This is a genomic window from Polynucleobacter sp. AP-Nino-20-G2 (assembly GCF_018688235.1).
In the GTDB taxonomy this organism is placed as follows: Bacteria; Pseudomonadota; Gammaproteobacteria; order Burkholderiales; family Burkholderiaceae; genus Polynucleobacter.
The window spans coordinates 1,889,299-1,910,107 of the sequence record NZ_CP061313.1 but is presented as its reverse complement, the minus strand read 5'-3'; the positions used below and the strand labels follow the sequence as shown (position 1 = coordinate 1,910,107).

Below are 20,809 nucleotides of genomic sequence, written 5' to 3'. Positions count from 1 at the left end.
GTTGCCTTGTGGGGTGGGGTAGGTAGCGTTAAACGCCCCACATCACTGGCTCATCTTTGGCTTTGGCCTGTTTCATGAGCTCTAGAAAAGGATAGGCGCGTTGCCCCAATCTATCGGCTAATTTCGGCTTTTCAGTATTTTCTTGGCCAGCTTCATTGCTTTTTGCTCGCTCTTCGAGGTCTTTCAAAATAGCGGTTTCTAGGGCGGTGATTAGGCTTGGCAGTTGCTCAATCGTCAAAATCCCCCTGGGCTCTAATGGGCGCCCCAAAATATCAAAGATCCGTTGGGTCAGATCGGCCAGCATGATGACGTCAGGACCCGCTTTTGAGCGAAATTGATAGATCATTTCGATAGCTTACCACCTGATAAACTCACTTATCTATGTTGTTAACTAATAAAAATCGTTTAATTGAGATGCTCGGTGCCGCCTTGCAGGGTTTGGCGCAAGAGCGTGGTTTGGGAGAGGCGCCGCAGCCTCGCTTGGAGCGTCCAAAGGCTGTTGACCATGGCGATGTCGCCTGCAATATCGCCCTCCAGCTTTCTAAAGCTTGGAAGCTCAATCCTCGAGAGCTGGCTCAGGCGCTAGTTGAGCGTTTGCAGCAGCAGCCTGGTTACGGAGATTTGATCGCTGCTTGCGAAATCGCCGGCCCAGGATTTATGAATTTCCGCTTGAGCAATGCCGCTAAAACAACTGTAGTTCAGGAGGTCTTATCGGCCGGCGCTCAGTTTGGCCAACTCAAACCCGGATCTGCGCCTGTAGCAAGTGCCATGATTGAGTTTGTCTCCGCCAATCCAACAGGCCCTTTGCATGTTGGTCACGGTCGTCAAGCTGCGCTTGGTGATGCTCTGGCCAATTTATTGGCAACGCAAGGTATTAAAGTGCATCGCGAGTTTTATTACAACGATGCTGGTGTACAGATTGCCAATTTGGCGCTTTCTGTTCAGGCGCGTTTAAATGGCTTGAAACCAGGTGATGCTACTTGGCCAGAAAGTGCTTACAACGGTGAATACATTGCTGAAATTGCGAGTGCTTATAAAGCGGCTCCTGGCTATCGCGATGATTTGTCGGATGCAGAAAAAATTGAAGCCATTCGTCAGTTTGCAGTGGCTTATCTGCGTAATGAGCAAGACATTGATTTAAAAACATTTGGCGTGAAGTTCGACTGCTACTACTTAGAATCTTCTTTGTACACCGATGGAAGCGTTGCGCAAATTGTTCAAGACTTGCAAAGTATCGGCAAGACTTATGAATCTGAGGGCGCGCTTTGGCTCAAGACAACTGATGATGGCGATGATAAAGATCGTGTCATGCGCAAGTCGGATGGTAGCTTTACTTACTTTGTTCCTGATGTGGCATATCACACCAGCAAGTGGAATCGCGGCTTCGAAAAAGTCATTAACGTCCAGGGTAGCGATCACCATGGAACTATCGCTCGCGTGCGCTCAGGCCTACAGGGCGTGGCGCAGAAGCGCGGTTGGGATATTCCTAAAACCTATCCTGATTATGTTTTGCATAAGATGGTGACGGTGATGCGTCATGGCGAAGAGGTAAAAATTTCTAAGCGCGCAGGATCCTATGTCACTGTGCGTGATTTAGTGGAGTGGTCTGGCGGCGTTACTCCGGAGATGACTCCTGATGAGCGTGAATTAGCGTTGCAACGTGGCCGAGATGCGGTGCGTTTCTTCTTGATCTCTCGCAAGGCTGATACTGAGTTTGTATTCGATGTGGATTTAGCTCTGCAGCAAAACGATGAAAACCCCGTGTTCTATGTGCAATATGCCCATGCACGCATTTGTTCTATTTTGAGTCAATGGGGCGGTCAAGCTTCGGATCTTAAAGAGGCGGATTTATCCCTATTGCAAAGCAAAGCTTCAGATCATTTATTGCGCCGCTTAGCCGAGTATCCAGAGATGTTGACGGATGCAGCAGCAGGCTTGGCGCCACACGCTTTAGCTTTTTACTTGCGCGATTTGGCTGGGGATTTCCACACCTTCTATAACGCTGATCGCGTTCTAGTCGACGATCCAGCCCTAAAATTAGCCCGTTTGGCCTTGCTCTCAGCGACGCGCCAAGTGCTTGAAAATGGTTTAAAAGTATTGGGAGTGTCGGCACCCGCTAAGATGTAAGTTGCGGATGCTTTGTGGCATATAGGCGGTGACAATGAAGGATGGGGACACGATGAAAAAAACGAATCAACAAGCCAGCTTCATTCCAAGGGTAGATGCTTCAAGCCCAGAGTATGGCGGCACCATCTTGGGCTTCATATTGGGTCTGGGCGTTGGTCTGGGCGTTGCGTTTGTGATTGCCTTTTACTTGTCCAAGAACACACCTCAGGAACGTCCAGGTGTAAGAGCCCCTAATCTGCCCTTAACCATTAAATCTGCGCCAGCAAGTGATGGCGAAGCTTCCACCCCAGCAGAGCCATTGGATTTAAACAAACCGTTGCAAGGCAAATCTCCTGCGCCTGCTGCTGCCCCTGATCCGATTGGCGATCTTGCTGCTGGCAAGAAGTCTGCGGAGATATCTGCTGCACCTGTGGCTAAGGCGGATGCAATCTACTTCTTGCAGGTAGGCGCGTTTAATAAACGGGCTGATGCGGATGCTCAAAAAGCAAATTTGGCTATTCAGGGCATTCAATCCCAACTGAGTGAAGTGAGTAGCGAGGGCATCACCTTGTGGCGAGTTCGTGTTGGACCCTACAACAGTGTTGAAGAGAGCAATCCCGTGCGAGATAAACTCAATGGCATGGGAATTAAACCAACCGTTATTAAATCAAGCAAATCATGATTTCATTATCCAAAAGAGCGCTACTTTCAGTTGCAGCCTTATGTGTTGCAGTTTCTATTTCAGGTGTCGTAAGCGCCCAGAGTCCAAAGATTGAAGAGGGCTTTGATTACCGCATTCTTCCGGTTGCGCAACCTGTTGATACCAAAGGCAAGGTCGAGGTCATTGAGTTCTTTTGGTATGGCTGCCCACATTGTTATGACTTTGAGCCTGAGCTCAGTGCGTGGGTAAAGCGCCAACCTAAAGATGTGGTGTTCCGTAGGGTTCCAGTGGCGTTCCGCGATGACTTTTTGCCGCACAGCCAGTTGTTTTACGCTCTTGAAGCCATGGGCAAGGGTGATGCCCTGAATGAAAAAGTGATGTATGCCATGCATAAAGAGAATAAGCGCCTCATGACTGAAAATGAGATTGCCGATTGGGTTGCCTCTCAAGGTATTGACCGTAATAGCTTCTTAGCTACTTATCGTTCGTTTGCGGTAGTTTCCAAGGCTCGTGCAGCAAGACAGTTGGCCGATGCCTATCGCATTGATGGTGTGCCAACCATTGTGATGCAAGGTCGTTATGTGACTTCACCATCGATTGCGGGCACCAAAGCCAAGGCAATTTTGGTGATGGATTATCTAGAGCAAAAAATCCGCAAGGACAAATACAAATAATCTCGCTTTAGATCTTAACGAAGCGACGCACAATCCAGAAGTAAAGCGGGTAGGGCAGGATTCTGAGAAATTTTAAGAATCCTGAAAACTGTTTCGGGAAATGAATATCAAATTTCCCTTTCTGAATCCCATCTAGAATCTCAGTCGCTGCCTCATCGGCTGTAATGAGTGCCGGCATTTCAAAATCATTTTGCGCCGTAGCTTCCGTTGCCACAAATCCAGGTGAAATCATGTGCACGCTAACTCCTTGCGGAAGCAGATCGTAGTACAAGGTTTCGCAGAAATTGATAATGCCGGCTTTACTGGGTCCATAAGCCAATGCCTTTGGTAGACCACTGTAACCAGCAACGCTTCCAACAATTGCAATGTGGCCCGAATGATTTTTAATCATCTCAGGTAAAACGATAGAGACGGCGCGCATCGGTCCGAGGAGGTTGGCATCGATCGTTTTGTACGCCACATTGAAGTCAAACTCATCTGCTCGTAGCGGGGTGTATACGCCTGAGACAAAGAGCAGTAGATCCATGCCACCCCAACTTTCTACAATCTTGCCATATGCGCTATCTAGCTGCTCTACGTGGGTAATATCCAGCGGAAGTACAAGGCTATTGGAATTGGGGGCTGAATGTGCCAATGCATCTAAGCGCTCGGCGCGACGGCTGGAGAGGGCTACTCTTGCACCTGCCTTTAATAGCGATTTTGCGCAGGCCTCACCAATGCCGCTAGAGGCGCCGATCACCCAAATGCGCTTACCTTGGTAACTCTCAATCCCTTTTTGCTTCATGAGCTTAGTTGATCGCTAGATCGTTTTGGTGATTGATGTTTTAAGGTGAATTGCACCACATCAATGGATTTCTCGGAAAACCCAGCAGCACAATACATGAGATAGAAATTCCAGAGGCGGACAAAGGCCTCATCAAAGCCTAGGCGATAGATGTCTTCCAGCTTTTGATTAAAGCTGTCACGCCAAAGGCAAAGAGTCTTTGCATAATCAGTACCAAAAGCAAATTCTGCCTCCACCTCAAGGCCAGCGCTTGCCGCCGCCGCTTTAAATTTCGAGGGCGATGGCAGCATCCCTCCTGGGAAAACATACTGCTGGATAAAGTCCGTGCTTTGGCGATAACGGTCAAATAATTCTTCCGCAATAATGATAGTTTGAATGCAGGCTCGTCCGCCCGCCTTAAGACGCTTGGCAATGGTTTGGAAGTATTCGCCCCAGTGATTCTCTCCCACTGCCTCAAACATTTCAACTGAGGCGATTCCATCAAACTCCTCGGCACAATCTCGATAGTCTTGAAGGCGCACTTCAAATTGTTCGCGCTTACCAATTTCTGCTGATACCTGTTCAAGCCTGATATCTGCAAAAGTTTTTTGTTCGGTCGATAAAGTGAGGCCGGTAATTTGATTGCCATTGCGTAAGGCTTCTTCCATAAAGCCACCCCAGCCGCAACCTACTTCAAGCAATCTGTCATTCGGTTTTGCTTGAATGGAGTCAAGGATGCGCCGTATCTTAGCTCGTTGCGCTTCTTGAAGAGATTGTTTTTCGCCTTCAGAAAACCACGCACTGGAATAGCTCATCGTTGGATCAAGCCACAATGTGTAGAAGGCATTTCCTAAGTCGTAGTGAGCGTGAATATTTTTACGACTACCAGATTTGGAGTTATCTCTTAGCCAATGTTTGAGTCGGTAGATGAGTGATCCAAGCCAATTTCCATAAATTGCTTTTTCTAGAATGACGCGATTTCGAATTGCCAGTTCTAGAACAGCTTTTAAGTCTGGAGAGTTCCAATGGCCTCGGATATAGCTTTCTGCAAACCCAATATCGCCATGGGATAGAACTTGTTTAAATACCGACCAGTCGAGTATCTGAATTTCCGCATGGAGTTTATCTGCGCGATTTCCAAATTCTTTTGTTTCATGATTTGGAAGGGTTAAGAGAAGGTGGCCGCTACGTAACTGTGACAAAAGACCCAGGATGGTTTCGGTACTAAGGCGATAGCGCTGAGATTGGGTTTCGCGCACAGAAGCGCGGGAAAAACTGAGTCTTGATAGGAGTGATTGACCGGGGCGGTTCATCGGGTAACCTCAATTGCTGGCGGTGTTGGTTTTGAATAAAAGGGTACACCTTTTAACCATAATTTCAATGCTTGCCAATGAATCCGTCCAATGACGCCCAGACTCATTAGGGGGTAGCGCAGAAAAGCTAAGTAAAGGACTCGTTTATTTAATGGCTCTGCTACACCGCTAATGCTGGTGTTGATGAGTGGGAGGCCGTTTTCATGGAGTTCAATTCGGCACACAGTATTTGATTGTGATTTGCTATCTTGGGGGAATAAAAAACGAAAGTGATACTCACCTTGTACATCGCAGAAAGGGGAGACATGAAAAACTTTCTTGCTCGTTAAAGTTTCACCAGATTGAAGAGGTTTGCCGGAGTCATGGTGAAGAAGGTAGCAGTGGCGCTCTCCAAAAGTATTATTTACTTCGGCCAAGACCGCTTGAACTGCCCCATTAGATCTTGTGCAAATCCAGAAGCTGACGGGGTTGAATACATAGCCCAGCACTCGCGGAAAAGTTTGTAACCAAATTTCCCCGTCAACCTGGCCAATCTGATTCTCTAGCAGAATCTTCTCAATCCAAGCGAGGCTATCTTGATTTCCTGTGCCATGGTCACTATCGAAGAATGAAAATAGCCCGAAGCGGTTATCGGCCAAACCCTGCTTGCTAAGCAATGACTTGTTTGCATTTCTAGCCCGCATAGGAATGGAAATCGTAAAGACGCCATAACCAAAGGTATTCGATGCTGGACGAAAGCGTCGATGCTTTACCACTCCAAAGTTAATCGTCGCACCAGTCATTTATTGAGCATCTTGGGTTGAGCCGAGGGCGGTGTGGGAGTGAATAGATTCGATGAGGTCTTTAGCAACCAGCTCTCCAGAGCGAAGACCGTCTTCGTGAAAGCCAAACCCTGTCCATGCGCCGCAATACCAAATAGAGGAGTTGCCTTGAATTAGTGGCAGTTCCTTTTGTGCTTGCACGGCCCGCATATCGAACACTGGATGTGAGTAATGAATTTCTTGATGCACGAGACGGTGATCTGGTTCTGTGAGTGGATTCAGGCTAACAATGATTTGCGTACTCTGTAGCCCTTCGGGCAAGGGCTGCAAGCGATTGATCAGGTAATTTACGCTGACATGCTGTTGCGCTGTGGGAGTTGCTCCAGACTTGGCGGTGTAATTCCATGCTGCCCAACACCGTTCTGTTGTAGGTAAAAAATGGGTATCCGTATGCAAGATAGCGCGATTCTTTTGATAGGGGACTGACGCTAAAATATTACGAGCGTCTTGGCTAATGCCATGCACCAACTCAAGCGATTGATCGCTATGGCAAGCCATGATGACCTCATCAAACCAGTGCGATCCAGACTGACTAATGACTTCCGCCTGATGGCCGTCTGCGTGACTAGCGTTGACTCGATTGACAGACTCGCGCACGATTTTGACGTGATGTTTTTCTAAAGCGGAAACCAAGAGTTTGACGTATTCTCGCGATCCGCCCCGCACGGTTAACCATTGAGGGCGATTCTGAATTTGTAAAAGCCCATGGTTATGACAGAAGCGCACCATTGTCTGAATCGGGAACTCGAGCATCTGCTCAACTGAGCATGACCAGATCGCTCCAATCATAGGCAAGAAATAATTTTCTCTAAAGCTGGCACTAAAGCGATTGCGATCTAAAAAGTCTTTAATGCATTCATCTGGTTCGGAGTACTCCAACTTTGCGGAGATTTGCTCCTCTGCCAATCTAGTGGCTAGACGATTAAAACGCAAAATGTCGTAAGCCATTCTCCAGAAAGAGAGGGAGAAGAGATTGGATCGTTGACCAAAGAAGGAATTGAGATCATTGCCGGCCCACTCAATTTTTTTCTGATGCCCTGCTTTTTGGGTGGCATCAATCGAAACGGAAAATGACATTTCCGATGGCGCAATAGGAACTCCAATTTCTTCAAACAGGCGAACGAGGCGGGGATATGTTTTGCGATTGAACACTAAAAAACCTGTATCAATTCCGTGTGTAATTGATCCCTGAGGGGTATCTAGCGTGAAGTCGACTGTATTGCTATGGCCGCCAATATGATTGCCGCCTTCAAATATCGTGATGTCTAGATCGGGGTGTTGACGAAGTGCGTATGCGCACCCCAGACCAGAAATCCCTGCACCAATAATGGCAACTTTTTTCTTACTCACTAAATTTTTTCTCCAAGCAATTTCTCAATTTCCGCAGTAAGGCTGCTGCTGGTGGGTTTGGTCACACTTCCGAATGAGTCGACTGCATTGCCACGGCGATCAATCAGGTATTTGTAAAAATTCCATTTTGGACTAGTGCCAGTTTTGGCAATCAACATTTTAAACAGCGGGTTTGGGTTATTGCCGCTGACTGAACTTTTTGCAAACATCGGGAACTTCACGTCGTAGGTGTTCTTACAGAAGTCCGCAATTTCCTTATTACTGCCTGGCTCTTGTTGTCCAAAATCATTGGATGGAAATCCCAGAACCACAAAGCCGCGATCTTTATATTTGGCATAGAGTTGCTCGAGCCCCTCATATTGGCTGGTAAATCCGCAAAAGCTGGCTGTATTGACGACCAGAACTACCTTACCTTGGTATTGGCATAGACTTTGTGGCGTTTCGTCCTGCAATCTTGGAAAGGTATGGGACAAAAGTGGGCTGCAGCTAGCAGAAGCGGGGGGTGCGGCTTGGGCGAATTCCAGTGTAGGGACTAACAAAAGCAGGGCTAGTAAGCAGCGAGCCAAATTACGAATCATGTTGAACCTTTTAGGTGGGCGGGGATGCCCAAGTCTAAGACATTCTGGCAAATATCGTTGGGCGAGACTTAATACTATTAATATTGCGTTATGACTTCATTACCTTTACCTTCTTTTGAGTCCAAGGTGTGCTCTCCAGCGGATTTGGATGCCCGGATTGCTGAGCTCCCAAGGCCGCTAGTATTCACTAATGGCGTATTCGATATCCTCCATCGCGGACATGCTAGTTATTTGGCTCAGGCCCGTGAATTAGGAGCAAGCCTTGTGGTGGGCGTGAACTCCGATGCTTCGGTCAAGATGCTGGGTAAAGGGGATGATCGCCCAATTAACACTGAGGCTGATCGCCAGGCTCTATTGGCTGCGCTAGCTAGTGTGGATTTGACAATATTGTTCACTGAGCAAACCCCGGTAAGCTTAATTGCCAAAATTCGTCCAGATATCTATGTCAAGGGCGGAGATTATGAAATTGATTCCCTGGAAGAAACGCGTCTAGTGAAAACATGGGGTGGAAAAGCCATTGCCATTCCATTCTTGTATGAGCGATCTACGACGACTCTTTTGGGCAAGATCCGCACTCAGTAATACGGATCAAGCTACTGCTTTTTAAAGATTTTGAAGTAGCCAGGCCCATAGGCCACGCAGTACCAGTCCTTCAATGGACTCTACCGGCAGCATGTTGAGTTCTGGAAATTTCTGAATTTCATTTGTCAGAATCTTGGCATTCCCGCCATCAATCCAAATACGCTCAACAGGGTGATGCATTTCTTTTGCCAAATGAGCTGCGCGTAGTATTGCTCCAATCTGTGCCGCATCGCATCCGCCAATAATTGCCTCATTAGTTGATATGCCAAAGCTTGCTTGTAGCGCTGCAGTATCCGTGCGTTCAGCCAAGGGAAGTTGAGCAGTGTTGCTGCGCAAACTCTCTTGCATCAAACTCAGTCCTGGCAAAATCCAGCCGCCGTAATGAACGCCATTGCCGCCTAATAAATCAATTGTTGTGGCAGTACCAGCGTTAATCATTAAGGTGTTGGTGCTCGATAGCGCCCTTGCGCCAATGAGGGCTGCCCAGCGATCAGCTCCCAGTTTGGCGGGATCTTCATACAGAGTGCGCATGCCTTGATAAGGGCTGTCACCTTTTAGTTGCTTCCACGCACTATCTTTCCATTGAGGAAAAAGAGCTTGAAGATTTTCAATAGCGGCATCGCCTGCTACACAGCAATATCCAATGGCATCGGGCTTTGGCAAGGTTTTTGCAATGTAGTCAGATAACTCCGCGCGTAGCTCAAGAGATTCCAATGATTTACTACTAATGGATCCGGAATAGGCCCAGAGTTTTTTATTGCGGTCGGCAATATTTTGCGTGGACTCAACCGCCGCCCATTTCAGGCGAGTATTTCCCACATCGAATAATAAATACAAACTCATCATTGAACTCGCAGAGAAACATCGCCCGCATGAATGGCAATAGTTTTATTGGATTGACTTAATAGTAATGCGCCAGTGTCATCTACTCCTGCTGAGATGCCAAAGATCGTCTCTTTGCCGGCGCCCGAAATGGAGACTGCTTGCTCATGAAACGCATCCCACTGTGCCCAGGTGTTCTTAAAGTGCGTAAATCCATGGCGCTCAAAATCGGTAAGATGTTTTTCAAAGGATTCAATGAGTTTTAGCCAAATGAATTCATTGTCAGGGAGGGTTTTTCGGTCAGAAATAAGCTGATCCAATGCCGCCACTCCGAAGGAATGGATGTCCTCTAAATTTTTTTCAATTACATCAGCATGTCGCAAGTTCAGGCCGACACCGATGATCATCCATGTGGGCGCAGTCGGGCTTGTTTGGCCGCCTTCAATGAGGATGCCGCCTAGTTTGGCGTTATTGAGAAGGAGATCATTTGGCCATTTGAGTCTCAAGCCGCGTTGATGCAATTCAGCAGGGTTGAGATGGAGGGCTGCTGCGATGCCAGAAATCACTGCCATCCCAATTACCAGACTAAGGCCGCTTAGCTCGTTCGGGCGACATTGAAAGGGGTATGCCAATGAGAAGCACAGGGTGTCACTGGGGTTAGCTAACCAAACCCTCCCAGCTCTGCCTTTACCTGCGGTCTGTTCATGGGCAATTCTGGCGACTGGGTCAATTAATTCGCCAGTACGCCATCTCTCTAACAAATCATCGTTGGTAGATTTCGTTTTGGCGACACGTTCTAGGATGCAATTCCAGCTCATTTCTCCATTGTAGAAAGGTCTGACCTAGAATTGGGGAATGCATCATGAAGATCATCGTCCTCGCAAGTTTGTTTGGCCCCTCCAGGCCATGCCTTTGGCGAGGGCCATTAGCCTAAGTTATGCCCTTTTAATCATTTATGTGAGCTTGAATCCCTTTGATTTCAGCTTTGAGAATGGGGTTTCCCCATGGGCATGGTTGGATGCTCCTTTGCCGCGGTTTATCACTCTTTTTGATGTATCTGTGAATATCTTGGCTTATATCCCTTTGGGATTTTTGCTGGTTTTTGCGTGTTATCCCCGCTGGCGTAATTTTGTTGCCCTTGGGATTGCTTTGAGCTTTAGTGCTGTTTTGGCCTTTAGCGTGGAATCTCTGCAATCTTGGCTACCCACCCGCATTCCTAGTCAGATGGATTGGTGGGCCAATGTCTTGGGTGGGTTGCTCGGCGCTCTGCTGGCTATCCCGCTGGGACCGCAGTGGCTATCTGGAAGCGCTATTCGACGTCGTTTTGATCAGTGGTTTGGACTGAATTGGGCGGCTTGCGCCTTATTTCTGCTATTTCCTTGGTCGCAAATTTATCCTCAGAGCTCTTGGTTGGGTACTGGAGTCTGGGGACACGCCATCTTTGCTTCCGTAGATTGGGGAACGATGGTGATTAACCATGTCGTTCAAGAGTCTATCATTACGGCCTTGTGTTGGCTTGGCGCAGCTCTCTTGCTATCTTTGGGGATGCGTGCCAAAGCGCCGCAATGGAGAATATTAAATAGTTTGCTTTGCTTCACTGTTTTGATAAAGATTATTTTTACTGCACTGCAATTTGGGGCTGAATTTAGTTTGCTTTGGCTAACTGCTGGTGCCATGTGGGGCATGATCCTGGGTAGTATTTGTTTGAGGTGGGCTTTACGTTTTTCCGATACGACTAAGTTTTGGCTTGCTTTAGCTTCTTTGATTAGTGCCACGATTGCCATTAACCTCTTGCCTGACAACCCCTACTTTGTTCTAACCTTAAGGCATTGGTATCAAGGGCGACTATTGCACTTTAATGAGCTCATGCAGTGGGTTTCGGTAGTATGGTTGCCGTTAGCTTTAGTTTGGCTTATTCGTAACAAATCCATATTTCATTTAAAACCTTGATTGATATTCTTTATGAGCTTTAAACACCATGTATTTTTCTGTCTCAATCAGCGCAGTAATGGGGAGGAGTGTTGTGAGCAACACAACGCATTCGCACTATTCGAGTATGCAAAAAATCGCGTGAAAGAGCTCGCCCTTTCTGGTCCCGGGAAGACTCGGATTAATAAGGCTGGATGCTTAGACCGATGTGCTGATGGCCCCGTCATGGTGGTGTATCCAGAAGGTGTTTGGTATACATTTGTTGATACCGAAGATGTTGAAGAAATCATTCAATCTCATTTAATTCAGGGGCGTCCAGTAGAGCGCCTGCAGTTGGTTTAGTAGAGTTAGAAAGCGCACTTCATGAATGGTCGTACAAAAATAATTCATATTGACGGTGTGGTGGGACAGATTGAAATGTCCATCGATTTGCCTGATGAATTAAAAAATAATCCAGAGTTCTCTGTAAGAGGTTTGGCATTGGTGGCGCATCCACATCCATTGATGGGTGGCACGATGGATAACAAGGTGGCGCAAACAATGGCACGCGCATTTAACCAATTGGGGTATGTCAGTGTGCGTCCCAATTTCCGTGGAGTGGGCGCTACAGCTGGTGTTCATGATGATGGTATTGGTGAGATGGAGGATTTATTGCATGTCACCGACTGGATGCGTACTCCTTCAAGCTGGACAGAGGTTGAAGCGACAGCGCATCAGGGCTGGATTCATGAGGCCAATATGTTGCCCTTGGTAGTTTCCGGCTTTTCATTTGGCAGTTATGTGGGCACGCATCTCGTTCAAAGATTGTCGGAGCTTGGTCGTCCAGCAGAGCGCCTTGTGATGGTGGGTAGCGCTGCTGGCAAGTGGGATCTGGCTCCTGCGCCAGCAGATACTATTTTGATTCATGGAGAAGTGGATGAAACTATTCCATTGATTGATGTTTTGGATTGGGCGCGCCCACAAGAGTTAACTGTTCAAGTGGTTCCTGGCGCAGATCATTTTTTCCATCGCCGCTTGCACTGTATTCGCAACATCATTACTGGTGCTTGGCTAGGAATGCCAGATCATCGTAATCATTAAATACCAGAAGCTGATTAAAAAATAACTCAGAAAGATTACAGGGAAACCATGACCGAAGATAGAAAATCTCTTATTGAGTACCCATCTGAATTTCCGATCAAAGTGATGGGCAAGGCAAGCCCAGAATATCTACCAGCGATCTTGCATATTGCTCGGCAATTCGATCCAACATTTGATGAGAGCAAGGTTGAGCAAAGACCTTCTAAAGATGGCAACTATTTGGGCATTACCCTGCCGATTACGGCAACTAGTCGTGAGCAGTTGGATGAGTTGTATCGTACGCTTTCTACGCATCCATTGGTAAGCATAGTTCTCTAAGTGTTCGTATGCCCATTTTAGTCAAGCATCTAGGCATTGCTAATTACGAATCGACTTATCAGGCGATGCGTGACTTTACCCAACATCGTGATAGCGGCACTCCAGATGAAATCTGGGTGCTTGAGCATCCGCCCGTATTTACTTTAGGCCTTGCTGGCGATCCAGAAAACCTCCACACCCCTAGTAATCAAATTCCAATGGTGCAGGTAGATCGAGGTGGTGAGATTACGTATCACGGGCCTGGGCAGATTGTGGTGTATCTGCTGTTGGATCTGAGGCGTTTAGGTTTATTTGTAAAAGAGTTGGTTTCTAGAATCGAACAGGCCTTAATTGATACTTTGGCAGATTTTGGCTTGCAGGCAGAGAGACATCCCGGCGCACCCGGTATTTATGTCGCACAGGATGCCAATGTGGCTCCGGAGAATCGCGGCGCCAAGATTGCCGCCTTGGGGCTCAAGGTCTCAAAAGGCTGCTCCTATCACGGCCTAGCGCTAAATGTCGCAACGGATTTAGGGGCATTTGCTCGGATCCACCCTTGTGGTTATGAGGGCTTAAAGACCGTCGATATGCAAACCCTTGGGATCAAGGACAATACAGACATTATTGGCCAAGCCCTATTGGGGCATTTGCAGAAGCAACTCATTACATCATGACTACGAATAAGCCGGATCTCGACTCTACTGTCCACGCACGCCAGGATGTGAATTACGATGCTTCGCGTAAGCAAAAATCGAGCGAAAAAACTGCCCGTATACCAATCAAGATTGTTCCGCTAGAGGAAGTTCTAAAGAAGCCAGACTGGATTCGGGTGAAGGCGGCCTCTGGAAACTCCCGCTTTGCTGAAATCAAAAAAATATTGCGCGAGAATGAATTGGTCACCGTTTGTGAAGAGGCGAGCTGCCCCAATATCGGTGAGTGCTTTGGTAAAGGCACTGCCACCTTCATGATCATGGGTGATAAATGCACGCGTCGTTGCCCATTTTGCGATGTGGGCCATGGCAGACCAGATCCTCTTGATGAAAAAGAGCCGGCTAATTTAGCGCGTACGATTGCCGCCCTGAAATTAAATTATGTTGTGATCACTAGCGTCGACCGAGATGATTTGCGTGATGGTGGTGCAATGCATTATGTGGATTGCATTTCTCAATCGAGAGAGTTATCTCCCAACACTCGTATTGAAGTCTTGGTCCCGGATTTCCGTGGCCGTTTAGATAAAGCTTTGGATATTTTTTCGGAACATGCGCCAGCTGGTTTGCCTGATGTGATGAACCATAATCTTGAGACAGTCCCACGTTTATATAAGCAGGCGCGGCCTGGTGCTGACTACGCTCACTCTTTAAAACTCTTAAAAGATTTCAAAGAACGTTTCCCGCATATCCCAACAAAGAGTGGTTTGATGGTGGGCCTGGGTGAAACTGATGAAGAGATTTTGGAGGTGATGCGTGATATGCGTGAGCACAATATCGACATGCTCACGATCGGGCAATATCTAGCCCCATCTGGCCATCACTTGCCGGTACAACGTTATGTACACCCTGATGTATTCAAGCGCTTTGAGGAAGAGGCTTATGCCATGGGCTTCTCTCATGCGGCGGTCGGCGCCATGGTCCGGTCTAGTTATCACGCTGATCAACAGGCGCACGGAGCTGGAGTTGTCTAAACGCAGTCTTCAAGGCCTTGGTGTATTTCTGGTACTGACGTTTTTACTATCCGCCTGTAGCCCTAAGTTGGATTGGCGTACTGTGCAGTCCCCTCAAGAGGGCTATAGCGTTTTATTTCCAGGTAAGCCTGAAAAAATAGATCGCAACATTCCATATCAAGATCAAGAGATCCCACAATTTTTAGAGGCAGTAAAAATTGATGATGATATTTACTCGGTCAGTTCTATTCATCTCAGTAAAGATCAGGCATCTTTGGCGCCAAAATTATTGGCGCAACTGCAGGGTAATTTATTGCAGCGAGCCAATGTGAATTTAGAAACAGCTGCAAGCAGTGAATCTTTTTATCAAACCGCAAATCATCAACGCATTGCCATTAAAGATTATTTTTTAGAATTCCCTTCCACTGGGGCGGTAGAGACTTCCATGCGAGTGCGGTGGATAACTAGGATGGCGTCAGATGGAGGCGTTTGGATTTACCAGCAATCTGTCCTGCATTCTGCGCCAGCACGAGTTGAAGCTAAAAAGTTTTTTTCTGAAGAGGCTTACTCAAATTTCTTTGATGAGTTTCACCCGGAGTAGGCGATTAGTTTTTTATTGGGATTTTTCTAAGGCTGCTACTTTAGCTTCTAGAAGCTCTAGTTTTTCTCTGGTCTTAGATAGCACCTTAGATTGCAACTCAAACTCTTCGCGTGTAACCAGGTCCATTTTTTGAAAACCTTGATTCATCATCGCGCGCACATTTTTTTCAATTTCTTGTGCCGGTGAATTACGGATGGCATCCCCAACCTTGTTTTGCATATCGCTAGCAATGCGCTGGATTTGTTCTAGGATTTCGCCTGGTTTTTGCATAAGACTGCCCACCGTTCGTATAAAGAGTTGCATAAAAGATACAGAAGCCATTTTAAGTTGTAGAGCCAAAATCATGCAGAAAAGGCCATAAATCAGGAAATTGCACCAAAATGTACGGGAATGGTGCAAATATTGGCACCAAAATTGTGCATTAGCCTTATTTAGGTGAATCGCCAGAAATTGGGGGGCGGAGGGGGATTCATGATCACTCCATGCAATAAAGCATTTATCCCTTTTTCATGACCACTTAGGAGCTATATATGAAAACAATTCACAAAACAGCCCTCGCTCTTGCAGCTTCTGGCTTATTCGCTACAGCAGCTTTTGCGGCTGACACACCAGAAAATCCTGAAGAAGCAGGCAGCCCAATTGCGGCCAATGTCTCGGTGGTCAGTGACTATCGCTATCGTGGTATTTCTCAGTCAAACCTAAAGCCAGCAATTCAAGGCGGCTTTGATTATGCGCATGAGAGCGGTTTCTATATTGGTAACTGGAATAGCTCGATTAGTTGGGTAAACAACTTAAACCCATCGGTGTCCTCTGGTATTGAGATGGACTTTTATGCTGGTGTAAAAAAAGAGCTCATCGGTGAAGGATTTGCGTCTGATTTGGGTGTTTTGCAGTACTACTACCCAACAAGCGGAAACTTTACTAGCCCTAACGTAAATCCAAATACGACTGAGATTTATGCTGCTCAAAACTATACATTTGGCCCGGTTACTGGCTTCTTGAAGTTTTCATATGCCGTGACAAATACTTTCGGCAACCAAAATAGTTCCGGCTCTTACTATCCTGATTTAACTGCCAACTACGACACTGGCATTTGGGGTCTTGCAGTGAATGCACACGTTGGTTACCAGTACATTGCTGGAACGCCAGCGGGAACCACCACATCTAACTCTAGTCAATATAGCTACACTGATTGGAAGCTTGGCTTGACTAAAGATTTTGGGGGTGGCTTGTCTTTAGCAGCTGCTTACATTGGAACAAATGCCAAGAAAATTGGTAGTTCCTATGCATACGTTAGCCCATCAGGAAAAAACTTGGGCGGATCAACTGGCGTTCTTACCCTCACAAAAACTTTCTAATTTCCAACTCTGAACGGAGAAATATATGAAATTAATTACCGCAATCATCAAGCCCTTCAAGCTTGACGAAGTGCGCGAAGCTCTCTCGGAAGTGGGAGTTTCGGGCATTACCGTCACTGAAGTTAAAGGCTTTGGTCGTCAAAAAGGTCACACCGAGTTGTATCGTGGTGCTGAGTATGTAGTCGACTTTTTGCCTAAGGTAAAAATTGAAGCTGCTGTTGAAGATGGCATCTTGGAGCGAGCGATTGAGGCAATTGAAAAATCAGCTCGTACTGGCAAGATTGGCGATGGCAAGATTTTTGTCTCACCAGTTGAACACGTCATTCGCATTCGTACCGGTGAAACCGGCGCGTCAGCACTTTAAAGAGAGGTTCAAAATGTTAACTTGGATGAAACGACTCCTAGCTGGAAGCGCAATGGCCTTGGCTATTGGTGCAACTAGCGTCATGGTGGCTTCACCAGCTTTTGCTGATGAGGCTAAACCAGCGGTTGCGGCGGCTGCTGCAGCAGTTGCTGCCGCTCCTGCATTGGTGCCTAACAAAGGTGATACAGCATGGTTGCTAGTGTGTACTGCATTAGTAATCTTGATGACATTGCCTGGTTTGGCTTTGTTCTACGGCGGTTTAACACGTAGCAAAAACATTCTTTCTGTACTCGTACAGTGTATGTTTGTTTTCGCTTTGATCACAGTATTGTGGGCGCTATATGGTTATAGCTTTGCATTTACTGAAGGCGGTGCATTCATTGGTGGTCTTGATCGTTTGTTCTTGAGTGGCATTACTCCAGATTCAGTTGCGGCAACTTTTAGTAAAGGTGTTGTAGTTCCTGAGTTTGTATTTATGGCCTTCCAAGCTGCATTCGCAACAATCACTTGCTGCTTGATCATTGGTTCATTTGCTGAGCGTGCTAAGTTTTCCGCAATCGTGTTGTTTGTGATCCTCTGGTTTACTTTCAGCTACTTGCCAATCGCTCATATGGTTTGGTTCTGGCCTGGTCCTGACGACATCAAAGATGCTGCATCACTTGAAGCTATCACTGCACGTGCTGGTTGGTTGTGGCAGAAGGGTGTTCTCGACTTTGCTGGTGGCACTGTTGTTCATATCAATGCAGCGATTGCTGGTTTGGTAGGTTCATTCGTGATCGGCAAGCGTTTGGGTTACGGCAAAGAAGCGATGAAGCCGCACAACCTAGTATTCGTCATGATCGGTGCATCACTCTTGTGGTTCGGTTGGTTTGGTTTCAATGCTGGTTCTGCTCTCGAGGCGAACGGCAGTGCAGCCTTGGCATTCGTAAACACATTATTGGCAACAGCTGCTGCAGTATTAAGCTGGTCAGTAGCTGAGTGGGTTCACAAGGGTAAGCCTTCCATGTTGGGTGGCGCATCTGGTTGCGTAGCTGGTTTGGTTGCGGTTACTCCTGCTGCTGGTTTTGTTGGCCCAATGGGTGCCCTCATCATCGGCGCTGCTGCTGGTGTAGTTTGCTTGTGGGGTGTTTCTGGTCTCAAGAAGATTTTGGGTTCAGACGACAGCTTGGATGTATTCGGTGTGCATGGCGTTGGCGGTATTTTGGGCGCTTTGTTAACCGGTGTATTCGCCGATCCAGCTTTGGGTGGAACAGGTATTTGGGATTATGTGGCGAATGCTGCTGCTCCTGACTACTCTATTGCTAGCCAATTATGGATTCAGAGCCAAGGCGTGATCGTTACCTTAATTTGGTCTGGCGTGGTTTCTTACATTGCCTACAAATTGGTAGATATCGTGATTGGTCTACGCGTTAAGGAAGATCAAGAGCGCGAAGGCTTGGATATCAGCTCACATGGTGAGTCAGCCTACGAGTCTTAATCGGTAGATTTACCCCTCACCGGGCGGCAAAGCATTGTTGCCCGGTTTTTAAGCGCGGGATCCTCGGATTCCGCGTCTTTCTTTTAAAAATCTTACAATGGTGAAATGGTCCCACATCTCATCACTGCCCTTAGCGGCCCTCTTCTCGAACTCGAGTCGAAGGTATTAGAAGCTACTCCAACTATCGAGCGCTGGTTCAGGCTTGAGTGGCAGGAGCATACCCCACCGTTTTATTGTTCGGTTGACTTGCGTAATGCGGGCTTTAAGCTTGCACCGGTCGATACCAATCTCTTTCCCGGTGGATTTAATAATCTTTCCCCGCAGATGTTGCCTTTAGCAGTACAAGCTGCAATGGCTGCTATTGAGAAGATTTGTCCAGAGGCAAAAAACCTATTACTAATTCCTGAGCGTCACACACGCAATACTTTCTATTTGCAGAATATCGCGCGTCTCTCATCTATCTTGCGTCAAGCGGGACTGAATGTCCGCCTAGGCACTCTGTCTGATGAAATCAAGAAGCCCACTTGGATAGAATTGCCTGATGGCAACCGCCTATTAATGGAGCCTTTATCTCGCTTGGGATTGAGGAAGCAGCGTTTGGGATTGAAAGACTTCGATCCATGCTCCATTCTGTTGAACAACGATTTATCTGCTGGCATTCCGCCGATCTTAGAAAATCTACACGAGCAATATTTATTGCCTGGCTTGCATGCCGGCTGGCATGTACGTCGTAAATCAAATCACTTCGCTGCTTATGATGAAGTGGCTAAGAAGTTTGCCAAAGTAGTTGATATTGATCCTTGGATGATTAATCCATTCTTTGCGAGTTGCTCAAATGTGAATTTCCACGAGCGCAAAGGTGAGGAAGAGTTACAGGATGCTGTTGAGAAGGTTTTAAAGAAGACCGCTAAAAAGTATCGCGAATACGGTATTAAAGAGAAGCCATATGTCGTTGTTAAAGCTGACGCCGGAACTTATGGCATGGGCGTGATGGTGGTGAACGATCCATCACAACTCAAGGGTTTGAACCGTAAAGACCGCAACAAGATGAGTGTGGTTAAAGAAGGTCTTGAGGTAAGCGATGTATTGATTCAAGAAGGCGTATATACCTTTGAGAAAGTCAACGAAGCCGTGGCTGAGCCCGTGGTCTATATGATTGATCGCTACGTCATTGGTGGCTTCTATCGCGTACATACTGATCGTGGCCCAGATGAGAATCTCAATGCGCCTGGTATGCATTTTGTGCCATTGGCATTTGAGCAAAACTCTATGCCAGATATGGGCGCCAAGCCAGGTAGCGCTCCGCCAAATCGCTTCTATTTATATGGCGTTGTAGCTCGCTTGGCATTGTTAGCGGCATCGTTGGAGCTTGAACGCTCCGATCCTAATGCTGAAGTTGCTTAATTTATTAATGGATATTCGGACATAAAAATGGACCTTCTTTTTATTGCCGATCCCTTGGAATCTTTCAAGATCAGTAAAGATTCCACGTTGGCGATGATGCGTGTTGCTCAAGAGGCTGGTCATAAACTGTGGTTTTGTGAGAGCCGCAATATTCTTTGGCGAAATAATCTTGTAGTAGCTGATTGCCAATCACTCGCAGTCAAGCCAAGCAGCACCGCATGGTTTGAGTTGGGTGAGATTGAAGGGCGCGCATTAAATGCTTTCTCAGCGGTATTGATGCGTACCGACCCACCTTTTGATATTGAATATCTCAATACGACTTGGTTGTTATCTGCGGCTACCCGTCAGGGCGCAAAAGTTTTTAATAATCCAGCGGCTGTCCGTGATCACTCTGAGAAATTGTCCATCACAGAATTTCCGGAACTGATTCCCCCAACATTGGTTACTCGTGAGCTTGCTGCCATTGAAGTTTTTCATCAAGAGCATCGCGATATTGTGATCAAGCCTTTAGATGGCATGGGCGGTATGGGAATCTTCCGTGTTGGTCCTGATGGCTTGAATCTCGCTAGCATCGTCGAAACCTTGGGTGAGAATGGCGCGCGCACCTTGATGGTTCAGCGCTTCTTGCCGGAGATTGCTCAAGGCGATAAACGGGTGCTCTTGATCGGCGGTGAAGTAGTTCCATTCGCGCTTGCTCGTATTCCTCAGGGTAGTGAAATTCGAGGAAATTTGGCTGCTGGCGGAAAGGGTGTTGCTATGCCTCTGACAGATGCTGAAAAGAAAGTCGCGGAATATCTGGCGCCTATTTTGAATGAGCGTGGCTTGTTCTTGGTAGGATTAGATCTGATTGGTGCTTATGTCACTGAAATTAATGTGACTAGCCCAACCTGTTTTGTAGAGATCACTGAGCAAAGTGGTTTTGATGTTCCACAATTTTGGTTAAAAGCCCTAGAAAAGGCGCTAGCGTAA

At 46.9% G+C, this 20,809-nt stretch carries 25 protein-coding genes; 16 read left to right on the top strand and 9 right to left on the bottom strand.

Annotation, left to right across the window (positions count from 1 at the left end; genetic code table 11):
* Positions 1-28: 28 nt before the first annotated feature.
* Positions 29-346, bottom strand: coding sequence for a DUF1840 domain-containing protein (locus FD960_RS09920; protein WP_215299071.1), 318 nt, complete (start codon positions 344-346; stop codon positions 29-31).
* Positions 347-381: 35 nt separating this feature from the next.
* Between FD960_RS09920 and argS the strand changes: the two genes are divergently transcribed.
* The 3 genes from argS to FD960_RS09905 are packed head-to-tail and all read left to right on the top strand — an operon-like array spanning position 382 to position 3,441.
* Entirely contained in the window at positions 382-2,127 is a 1,746-nt protein-coding gene (gene argS, locus FD960_RS09915) for an arginine--tRNA ligase (RefSeq protein WP_215299069.1), read from the top strand.
* Between the two features lie 52 nt (positions 2,128-2,179).
* Complete coding sequence (locus tag FD960_RS09910; protein WP_215299067.1) at positions 2,180-2,788, top strand: SPOR domain-containing protein; 609 nt, start codon at positions 2,180-2,182, stop codon at positions 2,786-2,788.
* Positions 2,785-3,441 carry a thiol:disulfide interchange protein DsbA/DsbL gene (locus tag FD960_RS09905; RefSeq protein ID WP_215299066.1) on the top strand — a complete coding sequence of 219 codons (657 nt, stop codon included), beginning with the start codon at positions 2,785-2,787 and terminating at the stop codon, positions 3,439-3,441. The genes FD960_RS09910 and FD960_RS09905 overlap by 4 nt, the downstream gene beginning before the upstream one ends.
* A 7-nt stretch (positions 3,442-3,448) precedes the next feature.
* On the opposite strand, the gene FD960_RS09900 is transcribed toward FD960_RS09905, so the two are convergent.
* From FD960_RS09900 to FD960_RS09880, 5 genes are read right to left on the bottom strand one after another with little or no spacing between them, the layout of a single operon-like run.
* The gene (locus FD960_RS09900) at positions 3,449-4,225 is read right to left on the bottom strand and encodes an SDR family oxidoreductase (protein WP_215299065.1); all 777 of its coding nucleotides are present in this window, start codon (positions 4,223-4,225) and stop codon (positions 3,449-3,451) included.
* Positions 4,222-5,517, bottom strand: coding sequence for a cyclopropane-fatty-acyl-phospholipid synthase family protein (locus FD960_RS09895; protein WP_215299063.1), 1,296 nt, complete (start codon positions 5,515-5,517; stop codon positions 4,222-4,224). Before FD960_RS09895 ends, FD960_RS09900 begins: the two co-directional genes overlap by 4 nt.
* Entirely contained in the window at positions 5,514-6,299 is a 786-nt protein-coding gene (locus FD960_RS09890) for a DUF1365 domain-containing protein (RefSeq protein ID WP_215299062.1), read from the bottom strand. The genes FD960_RS09895 and FD960_RS09890 overlap by 4 nt, the downstream gene beginning before the upstream one ends.
* Positions 6,300-7,688 carry an NAD(P)/FAD-dependent oxidoreductase gene (locus tag FD960_RS09885; RefSeq protein ID WP_215299060.1) on the bottom strand — a complete coding sequence of 463 codons (1,389 nt, stop codon included), beginning with the start codon at positions 7,686-7,688 and terminating at the stop codon, positions 6,300-6,302. It abuts the gene before it with no gap.
* Positions 7,688-8,266 (bottom strand): glutathione peroxidase, encoded by a 579-nt coding sequence (locus tag FD960_RS09880; protein ID WP_215299058.1) that lies wholly within the window; start codon positions 8,264-8,266, stop codon positions 7,688-7,690. Before FD960_RS09880 ends, FD960_RS09885 begins: the two co-directional genes overlap by 1 nt.
* Positions 8,267-8,356: 90 nt before the next feature.
* Between FD960_RS09880 and rfaE2 the strand changes: the two genes are divergently transcribed.
* Positions 8,357-8,848 carry a D-glycero-beta-D-manno-heptose 1-phosphate adenylyltransferase gene (rfaE2, locus tag FD960_RS09875; RefSeq protein WP_215299057.1) on the top strand — a complete coding sequence of 164 codons (492 nt, stop codon included), beginning with the start codon at positions 8,357-8,359 and terminating at the stop codon, positions 8,846-8,848.
* A 21-nt stretch (positions 8,849-8,869) separates the two neighbouring features.
* On the opposite strand, the gene FD960_RS09870 is transcribed toward rfaE2, so the two are convergent.
* Together FD960_RS09870 and FD960_RS09865 are read right to left on the bottom strand one after the other, a co-directional pair.
* Positions 8,870-9,691: a type III pantothenate kinase gene (locus FD960_RS09870; RefSeq protein WP_215299055.1), complete on the bottom strand. Its 822-nt coding sequence runs from the start codon at positions 9,689-9,691 to the stop codon at positions 8,870-8,872.
* Positions 9,691-10,488, bottom strand: coding sequence for a biotin--[acetyl-CoA-carboxylase] ligase (locus tag FD960_RS09865; RefSeq protein WP_215299053.1), 798 nt, complete (start codon positions 10,486-10,488; stop codon positions 9,691-9,693). Before FD960_RS09865 ends, FD960_RS09870 begins: the two co-directional genes overlap by 1 nt.
* A 37-nt stretch (positions 10,489-10,525) precedes the next feature.
* Here FD960_RS09865 and FD960_RS09860 point away from each other — a divergent pair, with 37 nt between their 5' ends.
* Genes FD960_RS09860 through FD960_RS09830 form a run of 7 tightly spaced genes read left to right on the top strand, consistent with a single transcriptional unit; the run spans position 10,526 to position 15,237 of the window.
* Positions 10,526-11,620 carry a VanZ family protein gene (locus FD960_RS09860; RefSeq protein WP_215299051.1) on the top strand — a complete coding sequence of 365 codons (1,095 nt, stop codon included), beginning with the start codon at positions 10,526-10,528 and terminating at the stop codon, positions 11,618-11,620.
* 12 nt (positions 11,621-11,632) lie between these two features.
* Positions 11,633-11,941 carry a ferredoxin gene (locus FD960_RS09855; RefSeq protein ID WP_215299050.1) on the top strand — a complete coding sequence of 103 codons (309 nt, stop codon included), beginning with the start codon at positions 11,633-11,635 and terminating at the stop codon, positions 11,939-11,941.
* A 21-nt stretch (positions 11,942-11,962) separates the two neighbouring features.
* Positions 11,963-12,679: an alpha/beta hydrolase gene (locus FD960_RS09850; protein WP_215299048.1), complete on the top strand. Its 717-nt coding sequence runs from the start codon at positions 11,963-11,965 to the stop codon at positions 12,677-12,679.
* Between the two features lie 48 nt (positions 12,680-12,727).
* Entirely contained in the window at positions 12,728-12,997 is a 270-nt protein-coding gene (locus FD960_RS09845) for a YbeD family protein (RefSeq protein ID WP_215299046.1), read from the top strand.
* Between the two features lie 8 nt (positions 12,998-13,005).
* A complete protein-coding gene (lipB, locus tag FD960_RS09840; protein WP_215299044.1) occupies positions 13,006-13,650 on the top strand; it encodes a lipoyl(octanoyl) transferase LipB in 645 nt (214 codons plus the stop codon).
* The gene (gene lipA, locus FD960_RS09835; RefSeq protein WP_215299043.1) at positions 13,647-14,657 is read left to right on the top strand and encodes a lipoyl synthase; all 1,011 of its coding nucleotides are present in this window, start codon (positions 13,647-13,649) and stop codon (positions 14,655-14,657) included. Before lipB ends, lipA begins: the two co-directional genes overlap by 4 nt.
* A complete protein-coding gene (locus FD960_RS09830; protein ID WP_215299041.1) occupies positions 14,650-15,237 on the top strand; it encodes a hypothetical protein in 588 nt (195 codons plus the stop codon). The genes lipA and FD960_RS09830 overlap by 8 nt, the downstream gene beginning before the upstream one ends.
* 12 nt (positions 15,238-15,249) lie before the next feature.
* Here the strand turns inward: FD960_RS09830 and FD960_RS09825 are convergent, their stop codons facing one another.
* Positions 15,250-15,507 carry an accessory factor UbiK family protein gene (locus tag FD960_RS09825; protein ID WP_215299039.1) on the bottom strand — a complete coding sequence of 86 codons (258 nt, stop codon included), beginning with the start codon at positions 15,505-15,507 and terminating at the stop codon, positions 15,250-15,252.
* Between the two features lie 260 nt (positions 15,508-15,767).
* Here FD960_RS09825 and FD960_RS09820 point away from each other — a divergent pair, with 260 nt between their 5' ends.
* The 5 genes from FD960_RS09820 to gshB all read left to right on the top strand — a co-directional run bounded on the left by FD960_RS09820 (position 15,768) and on the right by gshB (position 20,809).
* Positions 15,768-16,595 carry a TorF family putative porin gene (locus FD960_RS09820; protein ID WP_215299037.1) on the top strand — a complete coding sequence of 276 codons (828 nt, stop codon included), beginning with the start codon at positions 15,768-15,770 and terminating at the stop codon, positions 16,593-16,595.
* A 25-nt stretch (positions 16,596-16,620) separates the two neighbouring features.
* Positions 16,621-16,959, top strand: a complete 339-nt coding sequence (locus tag FD960_RS09815) for a P-II family nitrogen regulator (RefSeq protein WP_011903792.1) — start codon at positions 16,621-16,623, stop codon at positions 16,957-16,959.
* A gap of 13 nt (positions 16,960-16,972) precedes the next feature.
* A complete protein-coding gene (locus tag FD960_RS09810; protein ID WP_215299035.1) occupies positions 16,973-18,436 on the top strand; it encodes an ammonium transporter in 1,464 nt (487 codons plus the stop codon).
* Between the two features lie 105 nt (positions 18,437-18,541).
* Positions 18,542-19,840, top strand: a complete 1,299-nt coding sequence (gene gshA, locus FD960_RS09805; protein WP_215299033.1) for a glutamate--cysteine ligase — start codon at positions 18,542-18,544, stop codon at positions 19,838-19,840.
* Between the two features lie 27 nt (positions 19,841-19,867).
* Positions 19,868-20,809 carry a glutathione synthase gene (gshB, locus tag FD960_RS09800; protein ID WP_215299031.1) on the top strand — a complete coding sequence of 314 codons (942 nt, stop codon included), beginning with the start codon at positions 19,868-19,870 and terminating at the stop codon, positions 20,807-20,809.